This is a genomic window from Microbacterium arborescens, from assembly GCF_030369635.1.
GTDB lineage: Bacteria > Actinomycetota > Actinomycetes > Actinomycetales > Microbacteriaceae > Microbacterium.
In genome coordinates this window covers 1,805,961-1,825,624 of the sequence record NZ_CP128474.1, presented here as the reverse complement: position 1 = coordinate 1,825,624, position 19,664 = coordinate 1,805,961, and the positions used below count along the sequence as shown (strand labels likewise).

Genomic DNA, 19,664 nt, shown 5'->3' with positions numbered 1-19,664 from the left:
CGCGCTCTCGCGGAGCGTGCGGTGAGAGGGGAGGGTCAGTCGCGGGTGTAGCGGCGGGCCCGGGCCGAGAGGCCGGCGAAGTGGAACGGACCGGGGGACTCGGGGGCGATCGTCACGTCGACGGTGCTGTCGCGGTGCGCCGCATCGTGGAGGTCGCGGTAGGTCGGGACGTCGACCGGGGTGCGTGCGGCGAGGATGGCCTCGGTCTCCGCTCCGCGCGTCGCGTCGCGGTAACCCGGCTGCACGACGAGCGTGAAGAACTCGCTCACCGACCCCGAACCGTAGCTGAACAGGCCGATGCGCGATCCCGTGAGGTCGTTCTCGCCTTCGAGGAGCGCGGCCAGGGCGATGTAGAGCGATGCGGTGTACGAGTTGCCGATCCGGCGGTTGTAGCCTGTCGTGGCCGTCACCAGCTCCGGGTCGAGCTCGACGCCCAAGTGCTGCCCAAGAGCGCGGTGCGCTTTGACCGCCATCTTGGTGAACGGCTGGTGGTGGCAGAACCAGTCGATCTGGTCGATGTCGACTCCGCCGCGCGAGCGGTAGTCATCCCACGCGCCGGCGACGCCGTCGAGGTAGGCGCTGACCGAGAGCTTTCCGTCGACGACGGCGGTCACGCTGTCGTTCGGCCGCCAGAAGTCGTCGACCTCGGCGGTGTAGACGCCCGCAGCGGTCTCGAGGACCGCGATGGCCGGGTCGGCGGAGACGAGGAAGGCGACCGCCCCGGCACCCTGCGTGGGCTCGGCCGCGGTGTCGAGCTCGTAACGGGCGACGTCGCTCGCGATGACGAGCACACGCTCGTCGGGGTTGCGTGCGATGAGACCCGCAGCCGCCTGAAGAGCGGCCGTCGCGGAGTAGCAGGCCTGCTTCAGCTCGACGACGCGCACCGACCGGGGCAGACCGAGCAGCTCGTGCACGTGCACGCCGGCTGCGCGCGACTGGTCGATGCCGGTCTCGGTCGCGAAGAACAGCGTACGGATGCCATCGACGCCGTGGCGGTCGATGATGCGCTGCGCGGCGGCGGCCCCCATCGTGACGATGTCTTCGTCGAGGCCCGGGATGCTCATCTGCTCCTGACCGAGCCCGATGCGGAACTTCGCGGGATCGATGTCGGCGCGTGCCGCGAGGTCGTCGAGCTCGACGACGTGCGAGGCGGTGGCGACGGCGAGGTCGTGGATGCCGATGGTGGTCACTTCGTGGAATCCTTCCGGCGCTCGAGGAGCAGGTGCGACTGCATGAGCTCCCCAGGGTTGGTCTGGGCGGCGAGCAGGGAGAGCTCACCGCAGAGGACGGTGGCGGCGATCAGACCGGCGAGGCGCCGGGCGTTCTCGCCGGCGGGGCGCTCGTCGCGGCAGCCGAGGCGGGCGAGGGCGTCGTCGACGGCCGGCAGGTCCTTGCCGTTGCCGACGGTGCCGACGATGAGGTGGGGGAGAGTGCACGAGAAGTACAGGTCGCCGTCTCCGCGCACCTCGGCCCACGTGAACCCCTGGGAGCCCTCGACGATGTTGGCGGCATCCTGACCCGTGGCCAGGTAGAACGCCAGGAGCATGTTGGCGTAGTGGGCGTTGGCCGAACGCAGCGCGCCCGCGATGGTCGATCCGACGAGGTTCTTCTGCACGTTGAGGTCGACGATGCGCTGCGCGGTCGAACGCAGTTGCTTGTCGACCAGTTCGGCCGGGATGAGGATCTCGGCGATGACGTTGCGCCCGCGTCCGAGGATGCCGTTGACGGCGGTGGCCTTCTTGTCGGTGCAGTAGTTGCCCGAGATCGAGCCGTACGAGAGCTCGGGGTGCCACGAGAGAACCCGCTCCATCAGGGTCTCCGCGGCGAAGGTCACCATGTTGTGGCCCGAGGCGTCGCCCGTTGTCAGCGCGAAGCGCACGTACAGGAGGTTGCCGACGATCTCGGTGTCGAGATCGATGAGCTTCGCATGCCGGCTGCGCTCGGAGACGGCCGCGGCGAGCTCGTCGAAGCGTGCGACGATCGCGCGGGAGGCGGTGACGGCGGCGGCAGCGGTCTCGGCGACGAAGAGCGACGAGCGCGTCATCCGTTCGTCCACCACCGTCACCCGGATGCCGTCGTCGACGAGCCGGGAGATGCGCGCCCCCCGTCCGACCGAGGGCCACAGCGGCGATTCGTAGGTCGCGAGGGGCACCTCCTGCTCGGTCTCGACGTCACCGGTCAGCCGGAGCGGCCCCACCCAGCGGAGGGGGATCGGGGTGAACTCGGTGCTCATCGCGGGTCCTTCCCGCCGGCGCGGTGCGCCAGGCTGTCGATGTCGATGCCCCGGGCGCGGGCGTACTCCGCCGCGCGTCCGTGGATGATCAGGTCGGTTCGGCGGAGGTCGTCCGGACGGGTCGCCCCCACCAGCGAATGCAACGCCGTGAGGTGGTCTGACCATTCCCGGATGCGAGAAATCAGCGCTTCCGCGCCCCCGTCGAGCACGACGGACAGGAACGACCCGGACGCGCCGACCGCTCGGGCGCCGAGCGCGAGACCGCGGGCGACGTCGAGGGGGGTCCGGACCCCTCCCGAAGCGAGCAGCACGGGAGCGTCGGCCGGTGCCTCCAGCAGGCATTCGACGGCCGACTGCCCCCACCCGGCGAGGTAGGCGTAGTCGCGGCCCGAGCGGCGGTCGTTCTCGATGCGCATGAAGTCGGTCCCGCCGACCCCCGAGACGTCGGCGAAGCGCACGCCCATGCCACCGAGCCGGGAGAGCGTCTCGGCGCTCAGGCCGAATCCGACCTCCTTCACCACGACGGGGACGTCGACGGCGGCGACGATGGCTTCGAGGGATGCCGGCCAGCTCGAGAACGAGCGGCTGCCCTCGGGCATGACGGTCTCCTGCATCGCATTGACATGCACCTGGAGGGCGTTGGCCGCCAGGGCGTCGACGGCACGCTGCGCGTCCTCGGGCGAGCGCTCGATACCGACGTTGGCCATGACGAAGCCATCGGGGTTCTCGTCGCGAATGACGCGGAAGGTCCCCATCAGCTCGGGATTGTCGAGCGCGATGCTCAGCGAACCGGAGGCGATCGCGACGCCCGTCTCGCGCGCGGCGATCGCGAGGTCGCGGTTGATCGCGCCGGTCGAAGCGCTGCCTCCGGTCATGGCGTTGACGTAGAACGGCAGTGCCCAGCGCGTCCCGGCGACCTCGACGCCGAGGTCGACGCGGTCGGCATCGACACCCGCGAGGGCGTGGTGGACGAAACGCACGTCGTCCCAGCCATTGGGTCGGGGCGACTCCTTCTGCTGTGCGGCGGCCAGACGGACGTGGTCGTCCTTGCGCTCGGAGGCCTGTTCAGCCGGCATGGTGCTCTCCTTCCGGCGGGTGCACGCCGATCGTGAGGTGTCGGATGTCGTTGGTCTCCCAGACCCGCAGCATCCCGGCGACGTCGGAGTCGGCGGGCGCGAGGACGATGCCGCAGTCGCCGCCACCGGCGCCGGAAGGCTTACCGGCGGCGCCGATCGCCTCGGCCGCATCGCACAGGACGCGCAGCCGGTCGGTCTCGATGGTCACGCCCGTCCGCGCCCCGAGCGCCTGCAGGAGACGTCGGTTGCGGCGCAGCGCGTCGAGAGCGAGCTCGTCGTCGGATCCCGCGCGGCCGGCGTCATCGGGGCGGACGGCGAGTGCGCGCCACAGGTCGCCGACGCATGCGCGTGAGGCCTCGAGGAACCCGGTGTGCGCGTCGCCGGCGACGTTCGTGCCGCGCGAGACGCCGCTCACCAGGCGCTCGGTGGAGGCAGGGTGCCCAGTCCACCCGACGATCAGGTCGAGGCCGGACGGGGGAGTGAGGCGGATGATCTCCGCGCCGTCCCAGGCTTCCGATCCGAGCACCGCTGCGACGCCGCGCTCGCGTCGTGCCGCGCGCAGCCGCTCTCGATCGGGCGAGCGGTACCCGATCCACCCGCCGTAGGTGCTCGCGGCGACGTCGCCTCCCGAAGCGTTCGGGGCGACGGCGATGGTGGCGAGCATCGCAAGCTCGTAGCGCCCGCGGGTGCCGAGGTCGAAGCCGTAGAACCGGTCGATCGCGGCGATCGTCGCGACGGTCACGGCGGCTGACGACCCGAGCCCGAACTTGCGGCCGCTGGGATCGTCGAGGCCGCTCTCGATGAACAGGTCGAAGAAACGCGGACGCAGGCCCCGTTCGGCGCGCAGCCGCTCGGATGCCTCGATCGCAGCGATGACGTAGTCGTACGGATGGTGCTCGCGGTCGAGGGTCAGCCCGTCCTGGCCGCGGGTCCAGCGCACCGGCATCCTGCTGTACTCGGGCGAGTGGATGCTGCCCTCGTCGACGCTCTCGGTGAGTGACACCGTCAAGTAGCGGTCGACGGCGATGAGTACGGCGGGCTCGCCGGGGGAGACGACAGCGTACTCACCCGCGATGAAGAGCTTGCCGGGCGCGTGCACGACGATCGCGCCGGTCGGGTCGGCAGGCGTCATTCGCCTGCTCGCGTCACCAGAGCGGCGGCGGGGCCCGGGCGGGCGACGGCGAGCTCGGCGAGCCCGTCGAGCGACGCGGTCACAGCGCTGACCGCGTCAGGCCGGGTCAGCACGACGACGTTCGGACCGGCGTCCGCGGTCGCCCAGGCTTCGACACCGGCTTCGCGCAGGGCTGCGACACGGTCGAAGATCTCGACGCTGACGGGGCTGAGGTAGCGGATCGGCGGGTCGCACGACTGGATCAGCGCGTGCATCCGCAGGGCGTTCACCTCGGTGATGCGTCCAAGCCGCTCGACGTCACCCGCGCGGCACGCCTCCGCCGCGGCCTCGAGACTCTCTGCCGTCGAGGAGACCCACGCCGGGTAGAACGGTGACGTGAGCACCGTGCGGCGCATGGCCTCGCGGCTGGAGACCGGCTTCTCTCGCTTCTCGACCATGGCGACGACCATCGCGAGGTCGGGCGCGTCGACGGGCTCCGCGAAAGAGGTCTCGTCGCTGTCGCCCGCATGCCAGATCGCGAAACCGGGTATGACCGACCGTGATGCGGACCCCGAGCCGCGCCGGGCGAGGCGACTGAGGGCGCGGGTGTCGAGATCGAGCCCGTACGCGCGGGCGGCAGCCACGGCCAGAGCCGCGAAGCCCGAGGCCGACGATGCGAGCCCCGCGGCTGACGGGACCGTGTTGACGGTGTCGACCCGAGCCGCGACCGAGCTGCCCGCGAGCTCCCGCACGATGTCGAGGAATCGCGAGACGCGCTCGGCGGGCCCGTCGACCCGCTCGTCGCCGTTGAACACGAGGACGTCACCGGTCGCGGTCTCGTCGAGGCTCACGGTCGTGGTGGTGGGGAAGATGTCGAGCGTCATCGAGAGGCTCCCCGTGGCGGGGAGGTTCAACACGCTGTCGCGTTTGCCCCAGTACTTCACGAGCGCGATGTTCGGATGCGCGATGGCTGTCGCGGTGCTCATGCGGCTCCTTCGACGGTGGTGGTCCAGACCGCGGCGGCGCCGGCGCGGGTGAGTCGTTCGCCGAGCTCGGCTGCGGCGGCGGTGTCGCGGGCGAGCGCGAGGACACAGCCGCCGCGACCGCCGCCGGTCAGTTTGGCTCCGAGCGCGTCGCCTGCCATCGCCGCGTGCACGAGGTGGTCGAGGGCCGGATCGCCGACCCCGAGCCCGTTGAGGAGCACGTGGGCGCGGCTCATCGCGCCGCCGATCGCCTCGCGATCACCGGTCGAGACGTCGCCGCGCAGCGCGGTGGCGAGCTCGCCAAGTTCGTCGAGGGTCGATTCCACGCCTGCCGGATCGCTCTCGCGGCGTTCGGCGACGGCGGCGACGGCCTCGCGCGTCCGGCCGCGGACCCCGGTGTCGGCGATCACGAAGACGAGATCAGCGCCCACGGAGACGGGCTCGATGCGGCCCCGGTCGAACCACACCGCCTTGCGAGCGCGCACCGTGCGGGCGTCGAGTCCGCTCGGCGCGCCGTGGGCGGCGCGCTCGGCGGTCTGGATCAGCTCGTGCATCATCTCGTCATCGGCCGCGAGGCCGCACGCGCCCAGCACCGCTTCGATGACCGCCGCCGACACGGCGGCGCTCGATCCCAGCCCGCGTTCGGCAGGGATGCTGCTGTTGATGGAGATGTCGAGGGCGGCGTCCGGCCTGCCGGCGGCGGCGAGCGCCGCCCGCATGGCCGTCAGCGTCACGTTCAGCCGGTCCGGGGCGTGCGCGATGGGCCCGTGATACAGGGTGCTGGCGAGATGACCGCGACCGTCCGTCGGATGCGCGTGCGCCTCGACACCGAGAGCGCGGACGGGGATAGCGATCGCCGGGCGACCGTAGACGACGGCATGCTCGCCCAGGAGGATAGCCTTCGCACCGGCGCGGCCCGTTGCTCCGGGCTCCGCGGCCGAGCCGTGCGTTGCCACGTGCAGACGGGCGTCCGGTGCGATGGGGACGTCGGTCGGTGCAGTCATGGAATTTCGTCGAGCGTAACAGTCCGCCCCGGGGCGGGACCCGAGTGTGCGCCGATGCGACCGGACGCGGTCGCGACCGCTATCATGGGCGCCGCACCCAGCAACCTTTAACACCGTCCTGTGAGGCGGAGAAGGGAGCGGCGGATGAGCACGCGCACCGTGCTGCATGAAGCCGACATCGCCCGGGCCCTGACGAGGATCTCCCACGAGATCCTCGAATCCAACAGGGGCCCCGCCGACCTCGTCATCCTCGGCATCCCGCGGCGGGGAGTTCCCCTCGCCGCACGCATCGGCTCTCTCCTCGCGGAGATCTCCGGGACGGTCGTCCCGGTCGGAGCACTCGATGTGACGATGTATCGCGACGATCTGCACCGCAATCCGACACGAGCTCCGCAGCCGACGGCGATCCCCGCCGGCGGCGTCGACGGCAAGGTGGTCGTCCTCGTCGACGACGTGCTGTTCTCGGGGAGGTCGATCCGGGCGGCCCTCGACGCATTGCAGGACGTCGGCCGCCCCGCGGCGGTGCGACTGGCAGCTCTGGTCGACCGCGGCCACCGTGAGCTGCCGATCCGGCCCGACTTCGTCGGCAAGAACCTGCCCAGCGCCCGCGATGAGCGGGTGAACGTGCGCCTGCGCGAGATCGACGGCGTCGAAGAGGTGACGATCGGATCATGAGGCACCTGCTCGACACCAAGACCCTCGACCGGCTCGACGCGCTTCGTATCCTCGACGTCGCCGAGGACATGTCCGCCACGCAGCAGCGCGAGGTGCGCAAGCTCCCCACGCTCCGGGGCAAGACGGTCGTGAACCTGTTCTTCGAGGACTCCACCCGCACTCGGATCTCGTTCGAGGCGGCGGCGAAACGCCTCTCGGCCGACGTCATCAACTTCTCGGCCAAGGGTTCGTCGGTCTCCAAGGGCGAGTCGCTGCAGGACACCGCGCAGACGCTGCAGGCCATGGGCGCCGACGCCGTCGTGATCCGCCACGGCGCGTCCGGTGCGCCGCAGACCCTGGCTACCAGCGGCTGGATCAGCGCGGGAGTCGTCAACGCCGGCGACGGCACGCACGCTCATCCGACGCAGGCCCTGCTCGACGCGTTCACGATCCGCAAACGATTCTTCGGCGACGACAGCCGCGGTCGCGACCTCGCGGGTCTGCGGGTCACGATCGTCGGCGACATCCTCCATTCGCGCGTCGCGCGGTCGAACGTCTGGCTCCTGACGACGCTGGGCGCCGAGGTGTCGCTCGTCGCGCCGCCCACGCTCGTCCCGCAGGACGTCTCGGCATGGCCCGTGCGTGTGGCCTACGACCTCGACGAGGCCCTTGCCGAGAGGCCCGACGCGCTCATGATGCTGCGCATCCAGCTCGAGCGCATGAACGCGGCGTATTTCCCGACTGAACGGGAGTATTCGCGCATGTGGGGGCTGGATGCCGCGCGACTGGCGGCCCTTCCGGCCGATAGCATTGTCCTGCACCCCGGCCCGATGAACCGGGGGATGGAGATCTCCGCCGCCGCCGCCGATTCGCCGCGCTCGACCGTGCTCGAGCAGGTCGCGAACGGCGTCTCGGTGCGGATGGCCGTGCTCTACCTGCTGCTGGCGGGCGAGCGCACCGAAGCTGAGGAGGACGGACGATGAGCGAGAGCTTCCTCATCCGCGGAGCGCGCCGCGCCGGGGGCGACGCCGTCGACATGGTGATCGCCGACGGGATGATCACCGAGGTCGGCTCGGGTCTCAGCGCCGACGGGGCGACCGTGGTCGACGCCGACGGGCTCGTGGCGCTCCCCGGGCTGGTCGACCTGCACACGCATCTGCGCGAGCCGGGCTACGAGGCCTCCGAGACCATCCTCACCGGCTCGCGGGCCGCCGCGGCGGGGGGTTTCACGACCGTCTTCGCCATGCCGAACACCTCGCCCGTCGCCGACACCGCCGGCGTCGTCGAGCAGGAGCTCGCCCTCGGTGAGGCCGCCGGGTATGTCCATGTGCAGCCCATCGGGGCCGTGACGATCGGGCAGAAGGGCGAGCGACTGGCCGAGCTCGGGGCGATGGCCGCCTCGCGCGCACGAGTCCGTGTCTTCAGCGACGACGGGTTCTGCGTCTTCGACCCCCTCATCATGCGTCGCGCCCTGGAGTACGTGAAGTCGTTCGACGGCGTCGTGGCGCAGCATGCGCAGGACCCGCGGCTGACCGAGGGCGCCCAGATGAACGAGGGCACCGTGTCGGCCGAGCTCGGCCTGACCGGGTGGCCGGCGGTCGCCGAGGAGTCGATCATCGCGCGCGACGTGCTGCTGGCCGAGCACGTCGGGTCGCGTCTGCACGTCTGCCACCTGTCGACGGCCGGCTCCGTCGACATCATCCGGTGGGCCAAGAAGCGCGGCGTCAACGTGACCGCCGAGGTCACACCCCATCACCTGCTGCTGTCCGAGGAACTCGTTCGCGGTTACGACGCCCGCTTCAAGGTCAACCCGCCCCTCCGGCGTGACGAAGACGTGCAGGCGGTGCGCGAGGGGCTCGCCGACGGCACGATCGACATCGTCGCGACCGACCACGCACCGCACCCCGCCGAGGCGAAGAGCTGCGAATGGGCCGCGGCCGCCAACGGCATGGTGGGCCTCGAGTCCGCACTGCGCGTCGTGCAGCAGGCGGTCGTCGACACCGGGATGCTCGGGTGGGACGACGTCGCCCGCGTGCTCTCGGCGGCCCCTGCCCGGATCGGTCGCCTGACCGACGCGGGCACGCCGCTGGAGGCGGGCCGCCCCGCGTCGTTCACGCTCTACGATCCGCGCCCGGTGCGCACGTTCACGGATGCCGACCTCCGCGGACGCAGCGTCAACTCGCCCTATCTCGACCGCGAGCTGCCCGGCGAGGTGCGCTGGACGTTCTTCCGCGGCACGGCGACGGTCGCCGACGGCGGTCTGCTCGACCGGCCGGGAGCGCGCGCGTGAGCCGCGAGGGCGCCCTGCTCGTCATGGTCGCTGTCGCCCTGGTGCTGCTCGCACTCGGGGTCTGGGCCTGGCGACGACGAACGAGGCGCGACAGCGGCCTCACGGCACCGTTCGGCGAACTGCCCGCGGGAGCCGTGCAGACGGCGGCGATCTCGGGACTCTACGTCGCGACGACCCGCCACGACGAGCCGCTCGAGCGCCTCGCCATCCGCGGGCTCGGATTCCGCTCCCGTGTCGACGTCATCGTCGCCGCGGGCGGTGCGGATGCCGGCGTGGCCATCGACCTGACCGGTCAGCCGCGCCTGTTCATCCCCGCCGCGCGCGTCGTCTCCGTCGATCAGGCCACCGTCGCGATCGACCGCGTCGTCGAGAAGCAAGGCCTGACGCGCCTGAGCTGGCTGATCGACGACGAGACGACCGTCGACAGCTACTTCCGACCCCAGACCGCATCGGCCCGTGCGCTGGCCGATGCCATCCAGACCATCGTGACCCCCACCCAGACCCCAGGAGGCGACGCGTGACACTGTTCACCCGCGACCCCGCCGTGCTCGTGCTCGAGGACGGATCCCGCCACATCGGCCGCGCCTACGGCGCGCGCGGCACCACTCTCGGAGAGGTCGTCTTCGCCACCGGCATGACCGGCTACCAGGAGACCCTCACCGACCCGTCCTACGCCGGTCAGATCGTGCTGCAGACCGCCCCCCACATCGGGAACACCGGCATGAACGGCGAGGACGTCGAGTCGCGCCGCATCTGGGTCGCCGGATACATCGTCCGCGACCCCTCGCGCGTCGTGTCGAACTGGCGCTCGGAGAACTCTCTCGACGAGTCGCTCGAGCGCGACGGCATCGTCGGCATCAGCGGCATCGACACGCGCGCCGTCACCCGCGTCCTGCGCTCGGCGGGATCGATGCGCGGCGGCGTTTTCAGCGGTGATGCCGCCGACATCGATCCCGACGAGCAGCTGCGCATCGTCCGGGAGGCGCCCGAGATGACCGGTCGCAACCTCTCGGCTGAGGTATCGGTGCCCGCCGCCGAGGTGACGCCGGCAACGGGGGAGCGGCTCGGAAACCTCGCGGTGCTCGACCTCGGGGTCAAGCAGGCGACGGTGAACAATCTCGCCGCCCGCGGGTTCGACGTCCACGTGCTGCCTCAGGACGTGACCCTCGAGCAGCTGCGCGCGATCGACCCCATCGCGGTGTTCTACTCCAACGGCCCCGGCGACCCGGCCGCGAGCGACCGCCACGTCGAGCTGCTGCGGGGCGTGCTCGCCGACAAGCTGCCGTTCTTCGGCATCTGCTTCGGCAACCAGCTCCTCGGCCGCGCCCTCGGCTTCGGCACGTACAAGCTGCCCTTCGGCCACCGCGGCATCAATCAGCCCGTGCTCGACAAGCAGACCGGACGCGTCGAGATCACCGCGCACAACCACGGCTTCGCCGTCGATGCGCCCATCGAGGGCGTCGTCGACAGCCCGGCCGGCTTCGGCCGCGTCGAGGTCAGCCACGTCGGCCTCAACGACAACGTCGTGGAGGGCCTGCGCGCCCTCGACCTGCCGGCCTTCTCGGTGCAGTACCACCCGGAGGCCGCCGCCGGACCGCACGATGCCAACTACCTCTTCGACCGCTTCCGCGACCTCGTGATCGCGACCCAGGAGAACAAGAACTGATGCCCAAGCGCGACGATATCCAGAGCGTCCTCGTCATCGGGTCGGGCCCGATCGTCATCGGCCAGGCCTGCGAATTCGACTACTCCGGCACCCAGGCGTGCCGCGTGCTCCGCGAGGAGGGCGTCCGCGTCATCCTCGTCAACTCGAACCCGGCGACGATCATGACCGATCCCGACTTCGCCGACGCCACCTACATCGAGCCGATCACGTGGCAGGTCATCGAGACGATCATCGCGAAGGAACGCCCCGACGCGATCCTGCCGACGCTGGGCGGCCAGACCGCGCTCAACGCCGCGATCGACCTGCACAAGCACGGCATCCTCGAGAAGTACGACATCGAGCTGATCGGTGCGAACTTCGAGGCGATCAACAAGGGCGAGGATCGCCAGATCTTCAAGCAGCTCGTCATCGACTCGGGAGCGGATGTCGCCGACAGCCGCATCTGCCACACGATGGACGAGGTGCTCGCCGGGGCCGCCGAGCTCGGCTACCCGCTCGTCGTGCGCCCGTCCTTCACGATGGGCGGACTCGGCTCCGGCTTCGCGTACGACGAGAAGGACCTTCGCCGCATCGCCGGGGCGGGCCTGCGCGACTCGCCGACGACCGAGGTCCTGCTCGAGGAGTCGATCCTCGGTTGGAAGGAGTACGAGCTCGAGCTCATGCGCGACTCGGCCGACAACACCGTGGTCGTGTGCTCCATCGAGAACGTCGATCCGGTCGGCGTCCACACCGGCGACTCGATCACCGTCGCCCCGGCGCTGACCCTCACCGATCGCGAGTACCAGAAGATGCGCGACATCGGCATCGACATCATCCGCGCCGTCGGCGTCGACACCGGTGGCTGCAACATCCAGTTCGCTGTCGATCCGCAGACCGGTCGCATCATCGTCATCGAGATGAACCCGCGCGTGTCGCGTTCGTCGGCGCTGGCGTCGAAGGCGACCGGATTCCCCATCGCGAAGATCGCTGCGAAGCTGGCGATCGGCTACCGCCTCGACGAGATCCCGAACGACATCACCAAGGTCACCCCGGCGAGCTTCGAGCCGACCCTCGACTACGTGGTCGTGAAGGTGCCGCGCTTCAACTTCGAGAAGTTCCCGGCCGCCGACACCACGCTCACGACCACCATGAAGTCGGTCGGCGAAGCGATGGCCATCGGACGGAACTACGCCACGGCGCTCCAGAAGGCCCTGCGATCGCTCGAGAAGCGAGGCTCGAGCTTCCACTGGGGCGACGAGGAGCGGTCGGTGGACGAGCTGCTCGAGATCGCCAAGACCCCGACCGACGGCCGTATCGTCGTGCTGCAGCAGGCGATGCGCAAGGGTGCATCGATCGAGCAGGCCTTCGAAGCCACCGCGATCGACCCGTGGTTCCTCGACCAGATCGCGCTCATCAACGAGGTCGCCGCGTTCGTCGCCGGCGCCGGCGAGCTCGACGAGCACGTCATCCGCACGGCCAAGGACCACGGGTTCAGCGATGCCCAGATCGCGCAGCTCCGCGGCACCACCGAAGAAGAGGTGCGCGGCATCCGCTACGCCCTCGGCCTGCGCCCGGTCTTCAAGACGGTCGACACCTGTGCCGGCGAGTTCCCCGCGCTCACGCCGTACCACTACTCGTCGTATGACACCGAGACCGAGGTCACACCGTCCGATCGCACCAAGGTCGTCATCATCGGCTCGGGCCCGAACCGCATCGGTCAGGGCGTCGAGTTCGACTACTCGTGCGTGCATGCGAGCTTCGCGCTGGCGGATGCCGGGTACGAGACGATCATGGTCAACTGCAACCCCGAGACGGTCTCGACCGACTACGACACGAGCGATCGGCTCTACTTCGAGCCGCTGACCCTCGAGGACGTCCTCGAGGTGCTGCACGCCGAGTCGCAGTCGGGCACGATCCTCGGGGTCATCTGCCAGCTCGGCGGACAGACGCCGCTCGGGCTCGCGAAGGGCATCGAGGCCGCCGGGTACGGCATCCTCGGCACCCAGCCCGAGGCGATCGATCTCGCCGAGGAGCGCGAGCTCTTCTCGCGTCTGCTCGACGAAGCAGGGCTCGTCGCCCCTCGCAACGGCACCGCGATCGACGTCGACGGGGCTGTCGAGGTCGCCGAGTCGATCGGTTACCCCGTGCTCGTGCGCCCGAGCTTCGTCCTGGGCGGACGCGGCATGGAGATCGTCTACGACACCGAGAGCCTGCGCGACTACTTCGTTCGGGTGGCCGACCAGGCGATCATCGGCCCGGGCCTCCCGCTGCTGGTCGATCGCTTCCTCGATGATGCGGTCGAGCTCGACGTCGACGCGCTGTTCGACGGTGACGAGCTCTACATCGGCGGCGTCATGGAGCACCTCGAGGAGGCCGGCATCCACTCCGGCGACTCGAGCTGCACGCTGCCGCCGATGTCGCTCGGACGCACCGAGATCGATCGGGTGCGCGATGCGACTCTCGCGATCGCACGGGGCGTGGGCGTGCGCGGTCTGCTCAACGTGCAGTTCGCCGTGTCGGCGGGTGTGCTCTACGTCATCGAGGCCAACCCTCGCGCGAGCCGCACGGTGCCGTTCGTGTCGAAGGCGCTGGGCATCCCGCTCGCCAAGGCCGCGTCGCGGATCATGGCCGGCTCGTCCATCGCCGAGCTCAAGGCCGAGGGTCTGCTTCCCGCCGAAGACGGCTCGCGCGTCCCGCTCGATGCGCCGGTCGCGGTGAAGGAGGCCGTCCTGCCCTTCAAGCGGTTCCGCACCGCCGACGGACGCACCGTCGACTCGGTCCTCGGGCCCGAGATGCGGTCCACGGGTGAGGTGATGGGCATCGACCGCGACTTCCCGACCGCTTTCGCCAAGAGCCAGGCGGCCGCCTACGGCGGGATGCCGACTTCGGGGACGGTGTTCCTCTCCGTGGCCGACGACGACAAGCGGGCTGTCATCCTCCCCGCCCACCGGCTGCAGGAGCTCGGGTTCCGGCTGGTCGCGACGGAGGGCACCGCGGAGATCCTGGCCCGCAACGGCATCCGCGTCGAGGTCGTGGGCAAGTACTCCGAGACGCAGGCCTCGGGTGAGCGCAACGTCGTCGACCTGATCAACGCCGGTGAGATCGACATGGTCGTGAACACGCCGTCGGGCGGTGTCGCTCGCGCCGACGGTTACGAGATCCGAGCCGCTGCCGTCGCCGGCGACCGCGCCCTGTTCACCACGATGGCCGTCCTCGGTGCCGCCGTCAGCGCGCTGCCCGTCCTCCGCGAGGGCTTCCAGGTGAAGAGCCTGCAGGACTACGCCCTCGAACGGGCAGGGCGCCGGTGACCGCATTCGGGGAGCGTCTGTCCGGCGCGCTCGAGACATACGGGCCGCTCTGCGTCGGCATCGACCCGCACGCGGCACTGCTCGCGGACTGGGGCCTTCCGGCCTCAGCCGCGGGCGTGCGCGAGTTCGGCATGCGCGTGGTCGATGCCGCGCGCGGCCGTGTCGGGGTCGTCAAACCGCAGGTCGCGTTCTTCGAGCGATACGGATCGGCCGGCTTCGCCGCCCTCGAAGAGGTGCAGGCTGCAGCACGTGACGCGGGGCTCATCGTGATCGCGGATGCGAAGCGCGGAGACATCGGCAGCACGATGGACGGCTACGCCGCGGCGTGGCTCGAGCCGGGCGCGCCGCTGGAGGCGGATGCCGTGACGGTGAGTCCGTACCTCGGTCCCGGCTCTCTCCGCGGCGCGATCGCCGGCGCCGCGCGTGCCGGCAAGGGCGTCTTCGTTCTCGCTGCGACCAGCAATCCCGAGGCATACGGCCTGCAGTCCGCGGAGGTCACCGCGGTGGACGCGCGACGCGGTCAGACGGTCGCGGACTGGGTCGCGTCCGGCGTCGGCTGGGCCAACCGGTCGGCCGCCGACGCGGGAACGCTCGGTCACGTCGGACTGGTCGTCGGGGCGACCGTCGACCGCGGCGAGCTCGGTCTCGCCGACGAGTCACTGCGCGGCGCACCGATCCTCGCGCCCGGCTTCGGTGCGCAGGGGGTGGCGCTCGGCGACCTGCGGTCGGTGTTCGGCGCGCACGCGGGCCAGGTGATCGCGAGCGCGAGCCGCAGTGTTCTCACGGCCGGTCCCGATGGCATCGTGGGCGCCATCGACGCGCACCGCCGCGAGCTGGCGGAGGCAGAGGAGGAAACCCGTGGCTGATCGTCCCCACCCGCCCGAGGTCGACCGTGCGGCAGCCTCGCGTCGCGCCGTCGCCGCGCGCCGTGAGCGGGCAGCGCTGAAGAAGGACGTCGCGATGCGCGTCATCTCGCCTCAGGAGCTGCTGCGGCGTGCCCTCGCCGATCCCGAGTCGGCCGCTGGCGCGATGCGGGTCACGGACTTCCTCACCGCGATCCCGGCGATCGGTGAGAACAAGCGCGACCGCATCCTCGCGGACCTCGACATCTCACCCGTCAAACGCCTCGGCGGTCTCGGCTCGCGCCAGCGGCTCGCGTTGCAGCGGTTCCTCGATGCCCGCCTCCCCGAACCCCAGCCGCGCACCGGGCGTTCCCGGCTGCTCGTGCTGGCCGGGCCGACCGCCGTCGGCAAGGGGACGGTCGCCGCCCACATCCGCGACAACCACCCGGAGATCCTGCTGTCGGTGTCGGCGACCACCCGGGCGCCGCGACCGGGCGAGGTCGACGGCGAGCACTACTACTTCGTCGACGACGCCGAGTTCGACCGCCTCGTCGCCGAGGGGGAGCTTCTCGAATGGGCGACGGTGCACAACCGTCATCGGTACGGCACCCCCAAGGCACCCATCGAGGCGGCACTGGCCGAGGGGCGCACGGTGCTCCTCGAGATCGACCTGCAGGGAGCCCGTCAGGTCCGCGCCGCCGCGCCCGACGCGACCCTGGTCTTCCTGCTGCCCCCGAGCTGGGACGAGCTGGTCGATCGGCTCGTCGGCCGCGGCACCGAGGATGCGGAGGAACGCGCCCGCCGTCTGCGCACAGCGCGCGTGGAACTCGCCTCGCAGAACGAGTTCGACTACCGCGTCGTCAACGACACCGTCGCCCGCGCGGCCGACGAGGTCGCCGCGCTGGCGAACTGATCGCGTAGACTGGGGGGATGCCTGCGCCTGCGGCGCGGCAGCAGACTCTCCACCGACATCGATCCCGGAAGGATCCGCCATGGCCGGAAGCAACGAAGGCATCATCGACCCGCCCATCGACGCCCTGCTCGACAAGGTCGACTCGAAGTACCAGCTGGTCATCTACGCGTCCAAGCGCGCGCGTCAGATCAACGACTACTACTCCGACCTGCACGAGGGCAACCTGTTCGACAACGTCGGACCGCTCGTCGACTCGTCCGTCGAGGACAAGCCGCTGACCATCGCGATGCACGAGATCCACGAAGACAAGCTCCGCCTGCGTTCGCTCGACTGACCCGGCGGTAGACCCGTCACATTTCTGCCCGCGGCAGCCGGATGTCGGCTGCCGCGGGCAGAATCGTCTTCGTCCCGATCCCGCCCCGTTCCGTCTCTCAGGGAGCCCCGATGAGCCAGCTGCGCCTGTTCACGTCCGAGTCCGTCACCGAGGGGCACCCCGACAAGATCTGCGACCAGATCTCCGACAGCATCCTCGACGCGCTGCTGACCGTCGACCCCGCCTCGCGCGTCGCGGTCGAGACTCTCGTGACGACGGGGCTCGTCCACGTCGCGGGTGAGGTGCGCACCGACGGCTACGCCGACATCCCCGGCATCGTGCGCGGAGTGGTGAACCGCATCGGCTACACCTCGAGCGAGACGGGCTTCGACGGCGACTCGTGCGGTGTGACCGTGTCGATCGGCGAGCAGTCGTCCGACATCGCCGCGGGGGTCGACAACGCCCTCGAGCACCGGGAGCAGGGCTCGATCGATCCGACCGACGCCCTCGGCGCGGGCGATCAGGGCATCATGTTCGGCTACGCGACCAACGAGACGCCCCAGCTCATGCCGATGGCGATCTGGACGGCGCACCGCATCGCCGAACGCCTGACGTCGGCTCGTCGCACCGGCGCGCTGCCGTTCCTCCGGCCCGACGGCAAGACGCAGGTGACGCTCGGCTACGACGGCGCTGTGCCGCGCACGGTCGAGACCGTGGTGCTCTCCACCCAGCATCAGCCCGACATCTCCTTGCCCGCACTGCGGGCGGCCGTCCAAGCCGAAGTCATCGAGCCCGTCCTCGCCGAGACCGGCCTCGACATCTCCGACGTCGAGTACGTCATCAACCCGGCCGGTCCCTTCGTGGTCGGCGGTCCGAAGGGCGACGCGGGGCTGACGGGTCGCAAGATCATCATCGACACCTACGGAGGTGCCGCTCGACACGGCGGCGGAGCGTTCAGCGGCAAGGACCCGTCCAAGGTCGACCGCTCAGCGGCCTACGCGATGCGCTGGGTGGCGAAGAACGCGGTCGCGGCAGGACTCGCCGACCGGCTCGAGGTGCAGGTGGCGTATGCCATCGGGCGCGCCGCCCCCGTCGGGCTCTACGTCGAGTCATTCGGCACGGGACACGTCGCAGACGACGTTATCTCCGCGGCGATCCGCGACGTCTTCGACCTCCGGCCGCAGGCGATCATCGACCGTCTCGATCTCCTCCGGCCGATCTACGCCCAGACCGCCGCCTACGGCCACTTCGGCCGTGAGCTGCCCGAGTTCACCTGGGAGCGCACCGATCGCGTCGAGGAGTTGCGCGCCGCCGCGGGGCTGTGAGCGACGCGCCGCGGCGGGTCGCTCGGGTTCTCATCGACTCGCCTCTGCCCCAGCTCGACCGTCTGTTCGACTACCTCGTCCCCGACACCCTCCGCGAGGCTGCGCTGCCCGGTGTGCGGGTGAAAGTGCCGCTCCGCACGGTCGGGCGCACCGTCGAGGGCTACCTCGTGGAACTCGGTGACGAGACCGACGGCGATCGCCCCCTGTCCGAGCTCGAAGACGTCGTGTCGCCCGTCGAGGTGCTCCCGGAACGGCTCTACGCGCATGCGCGTCGGGTCGCCGACCGGGCGGCGGGATCGGCGAGCGATGTCCTGCGGCTGGTCATTCCGAAGCGCATGGTGCGGGCGGAGAAGGCGTGGGCGGCATCGGGCGCCCCCGAGACCCCCGTCGTGCGCGACGACGCCCTCGCGTGGGCGAGGGAGACCGCCGCCGCCTACCCCGAGCTCGAGGGCGCGGTCGCCGACGGCGAGCGTGTGGCCGTCGACGCGCCGCCGCGTCCGGCGGACGACGTGCCCGCATGGGCGGAGCTGCTCGCTGCGCTGGCGGTCCTCACGCTCGCACGGGGGAGGAGCGCGATCGTCGTGGTCCCCGATCACCGCGACGAGGCCCACGTGCTGGCCGTCCTCGCCCGCCGGGTGGACGATGCGGCCGTCATCCGCGACGACGCGCGGCGTTCGGGACCGGAACGCTATGCCGGATACCTGCGCCTGTTGGCCCCGGTGCCCTGCATCGTGGTGGGCAACCGATCGAGCGTGTACGCGCCGGCGCACGATGTCGGTGCGGTCCTCCTGTGGGACGACGGCGATCCGCTGCTCGCGGAGCCGCTGAGCCCAGGGGTGCACGCGCGCGACGCCGCGCTGGTGCGTCAGGAGCTGCAGGCGTGCGCCCTGGTCTTCGCGGGGCTGACGCGAACGACCGACGTCGAGCGGCTCGTCGCTCTCGGCTGGGTGCGCGACATCCCGGCGCGGCGCCGCGAGAGTCCGCGGGTGGTGCTCTCGGCCACCCGCGAGGGGGAGTCGCGGGGAACGCGGGTGCCGTCGGCGGCCTTCGCCGCGGCGCGGGAGGCGCTGGTGCACGGTCCGGTCCTGGTCCAGGTCGCTCGCCCGGGGTACGCTCCCGTCCTCGTGTGCGCCGACTGCCGCACGCCGGCACGCTGTGCGCATTGCGCGGGGCCGCTGCGCGCCCGCCGCCCGGGAGCCGTGCCCGAGTGCGCCTGGTGCGGGCGTGCAGCGCCGGCCTGGGCATGTGCGTCGTGCTCGTCGCAGCGCCTGCGCATGGCTTCCTCTGGCAGCGAGCGCACGGCCGACGAGCTCGGTCGCGCTTTCCCGAACACCCGCGTCATCGTGTCCGACGGCGACCATCAGGTCACCCACGTCGACGCGAAGCCGGCGCTCGTGATCGCGACACGCGGCGCCGAACCCTTCGCAGTCGGCGGATACCGCGGTGTGATCCTGCTCGACGGTGATCGGATGCTGATGACCGAGCAGCTCCGGATCGCCGAGGCGTGCCTGCGCTGGTGGTCGGATGCGGCGGCTCTGGCCGCGCCGGGCGCCCCCGTGCATCTCGTGGGTGTCGCCGGCCCGGCAGCCCGCGCACTCGCCACCTGGACGCAGCCGGCCTACGCCCGGGCGGAGCTCGCGGAGCGCGCGCCGCTCCAGATGCCGCCGACGGTCCGCGTGGCGGCCGTCGAGGGAACGCCAGCCGCGGTTTCGGAGGCGATCATGCAGCTCCGCGCGGACGTTCCCGCCTTGACCGACACATCGATCCTCGGTCCCGTACCCCGCGACGACGCCGTCCGTGCGCTCGTGCGTTTCGAGTATGCGCTCGGGCGCCCGGTGGCCGAGTCCCTCCGGGCGTCGGTCGTCGCGGCAGCGCTGCGCGGACGGCGACGGCGCGGGGCGCCGCCAGGACCGCGCAATACACTCAGAGTACGTCTCGACGTGCCCGATCTCGATCTGTGAGGAGCG

The 19,664-nt window shown here is 70.9% G+C and carries 17 protein-coding genes; 11 read left to right on the top strand and 6 right to left on the bottom strand.

Annotation, left to right across the window (positions count from 1 at the left end):
- Positions 1-35: 35 nt before the first annotated feature.
- The 6 genes from QUC20_RS08715 to mvk are packed head-to-tail and all read right to left on the bottom strand — an operon-like array spanning position 36 to position 6,407.
- A complete protein-coding gene (locus QUC20_RS08715) occupies positions 36-1,190 on the bottom strand; it encodes a hydroxymethylglutaryl-CoA synthase (protein ID WP_120262530.1) in 1,155 nt (384 codons plus the stop codon).
- Positions 1,187-2,233, bottom strand: coding sequence for a hydroxymethylglutaryl-CoA reductase (locus tag QUC20_RS08710; protein WP_289329609.1), 1,047 nt, complete (start codon positions 2,231-2,233; stop codon positions 1,187-1,189). Before QUC20_RS08710 ends, QUC20_RS08715 begins: the two co-directional genes overlap by 4 nt.
- A complete protein-coding gene (fni, locus tag QUC20_RS08705) occupies positions 2,230-3,309 on the bottom strand; it encodes a type 2 isopentenyl-diphosphate Delta-isomerase (RefSeq protein ID WP_289329608.1) in 1,080 nt (359 codons plus the stop codon). Before fni ends, QUC20_RS08710 begins: the two co-directional genes overlap by 4 nt.
- On the bottom strand, positions 3,299-4,441 hold the full coding sequence (locus QUC20_RS08700) for a phosphomevalonate kinase (RefSeq protein WP_289329607.1): 1,143 nt from the start codon (positions 4,439-4,441) through the stop codon (positions 3,299-3,301). The genes fni and QUC20_RS08700 overlap by 11 nt, the downstream gene beginning before the upstream one ends.
- Positions 4,438-5,406 (bottom strand): diphosphomevalonate decarboxylase, encoded by a 969-nt coding sequence (gene mvaD / locus QUC20_RS08695; RefSeq protein WP_289329606.1) that lies wholly within the window; start codon positions 5,404-5,406, stop codon positions 4,438-4,440. Before mvaD ends, QUC20_RS08700 begins: the two co-directional genes overlap by 4 nt.
- Positions 5,403-6,407, bottom strand: coding sequence for a mevalonate kinase (gene mvk / locus QUC20_RS08690; RefSeq protein WP_289329605.1), 1,005 nt, complete (start codon positions 6,405-6,407; stop codon positions 5,403-5,405). The genes mvaD and mvk overlap by 4 nt, the downstream gene beginning before the upstream one ends.
- 144 nt (positions 6,408-6,551) lie before the next feature.
- On the opposite strand from mvk, the gene pyrR reads away from it, so the two are divergent.
- The 11 genes from pyrR to QUC20_RS08635 all read left to right on the top strand — a co-directional run bounded on the left by pyrR (position 6,552) and on the right by QUC20_RS08635 (position 19,658).
- The gene (gene pyrR, locus QUC20_RS08685) at positions 6,552-7,082 is read left to right on the top strand and encodes a bifunctional pyr operon transcriptional regulator/uracil phosphoribosyltransferase PyrR (RefSeq protein ID WP_120264288.1); all 531 of its coding nucleotides are present in this window, start codon (positions 6,552-6,554) and stop codon (positions 7,080-7,082) included.
- Positions 7,079-8,044, top strand: a complete 966-nt coding sequence (locus tag QUC20_RS08680; RefSeq protein WP_120262536.1) for an aspartate carbamoyltransferase catalytic subunit — start codon at positions 7,079-7,081, stop codon at positions 8,042-8,044. Before pyrR ends, QUC20_RS08680 begins: the two co-directional genes overlap by 4 nt.
- Positions 8,041-9,351: a dihydroorotase gene (locus tag QUC20_RS08675; protein WP_120262537.1), complete on the top strand. Its 1,311-nt coding sequence runs from the start codon at positions 8,041-8,043 to the stop codon at positions 9,349-9,351. Before QUC20_RS08680 ends, QUC20_RS08675 begins: the two co-directional genes overlap by 4 nt.
- Positions 9,348-9,872 (top strand): PH-like domain-containing protein, encoded by a 525-nt coding sequence (locus QUC20_RS08670; RefSeq protein WP_289329604.1) that lies wholly within the window; start codon positions 9,348-9,350, stop codon positions 9,870-9,872. Before QUC20_RS08675 ends, QUC20_RS08670 begins: the two co-directional genes overlap by 4 nt.
- Positions 9,869-11,017: a glutamine-hydrolyzing carbamoyl-phosphate synthase small subunit gene (gene carA, locus QUC20_RS08665; protein WP_434543633.1), complete on the top strand. Its 1,149-nt coding sequence runs from the start codon at positions 9,869-9,871 to the stop codon at positions 11,015-11,017. Before QUC20_RS08670 ends, carA begins: the two co-directional genes overlap by 4 nt.
- A complete protein-coding gene (gene carB, locus QUC20_RS08660; RefSeq protein ID WP_289329603.1) occupies positions 11,017-14,304 on the top strand; it encodes a carbamoyl-phosphate synthase large subunit in 3,288 nt (1,095 codons plus the stop codon). The genes carA and carB overlap by 1 nt, the downstream gene beginning before the upstream one ends.
- Positions 14,301-15,170: an orotidine-5'-phosphate decarboxylase gene (gene pyrF / locus QUC20_RS08655; RefSeq protein ID WP_289329602.1), complete on the top strand. Its 870-nt coding sequence runs from the start codon at positions 14,301-14,303 to the stop codon at positions 15,168-15,170. Before carB ends, pyrF begins: the two co-directional genes overlap by 4 nt.
- Entirely contained in the window at positions 15,163-16,059 is an 897-nt protein-coding gene (gene gmk / locus QUC20_RS08650; protein WP_259455162.1) for a guanylate kinase, read from the top strand. Before pyrF ends, gmk begins: the two co-directional genes overlap by 8 nt.
- Positions 16,060-16,138: 79 nt before the next feature.
- Positions 16,139-16,393: a DNA-directed RNA polymerase subunit omega gene (gene rpoZ / locus QUC20_RS08645; RefSeq protein WP_023950606.1), complete on the top strand. Its 255-nt coding sequence runs from the start codon at positions 16,139-16,141 to the stop codon at positions 16,391-16,393.
- Between the two features lie 110 nt (positions 16,394-16,503).
- Complete coding sequence (gene metK, locus QUC20_RS08640) at positions 16,504-17,697, top strand: methionine adenosyltransferase (RefSeq protein WP_289329601.1); 1,194 nt, start codon at positions 16,504-16,506, stop codon at positions 17,695-17,697.
- Positions 17,694-19,658 (top strand): primosomal protein N' family DNA-binding protein, encoded by a 1,965-nt coding sequence (locus tag QUC20_RS08635; RefSeq protein WP_289329600.1) that lies wholly within the window; start codon positions 17,694-17,696, stop codon positions 19,656-19,658. Before metK ends, QUC20_RS08635 begins: the two co-directional genes overlap by 4 nt.
- Positions 19,659-19,664: the final 6 nt, after the last annotated feature.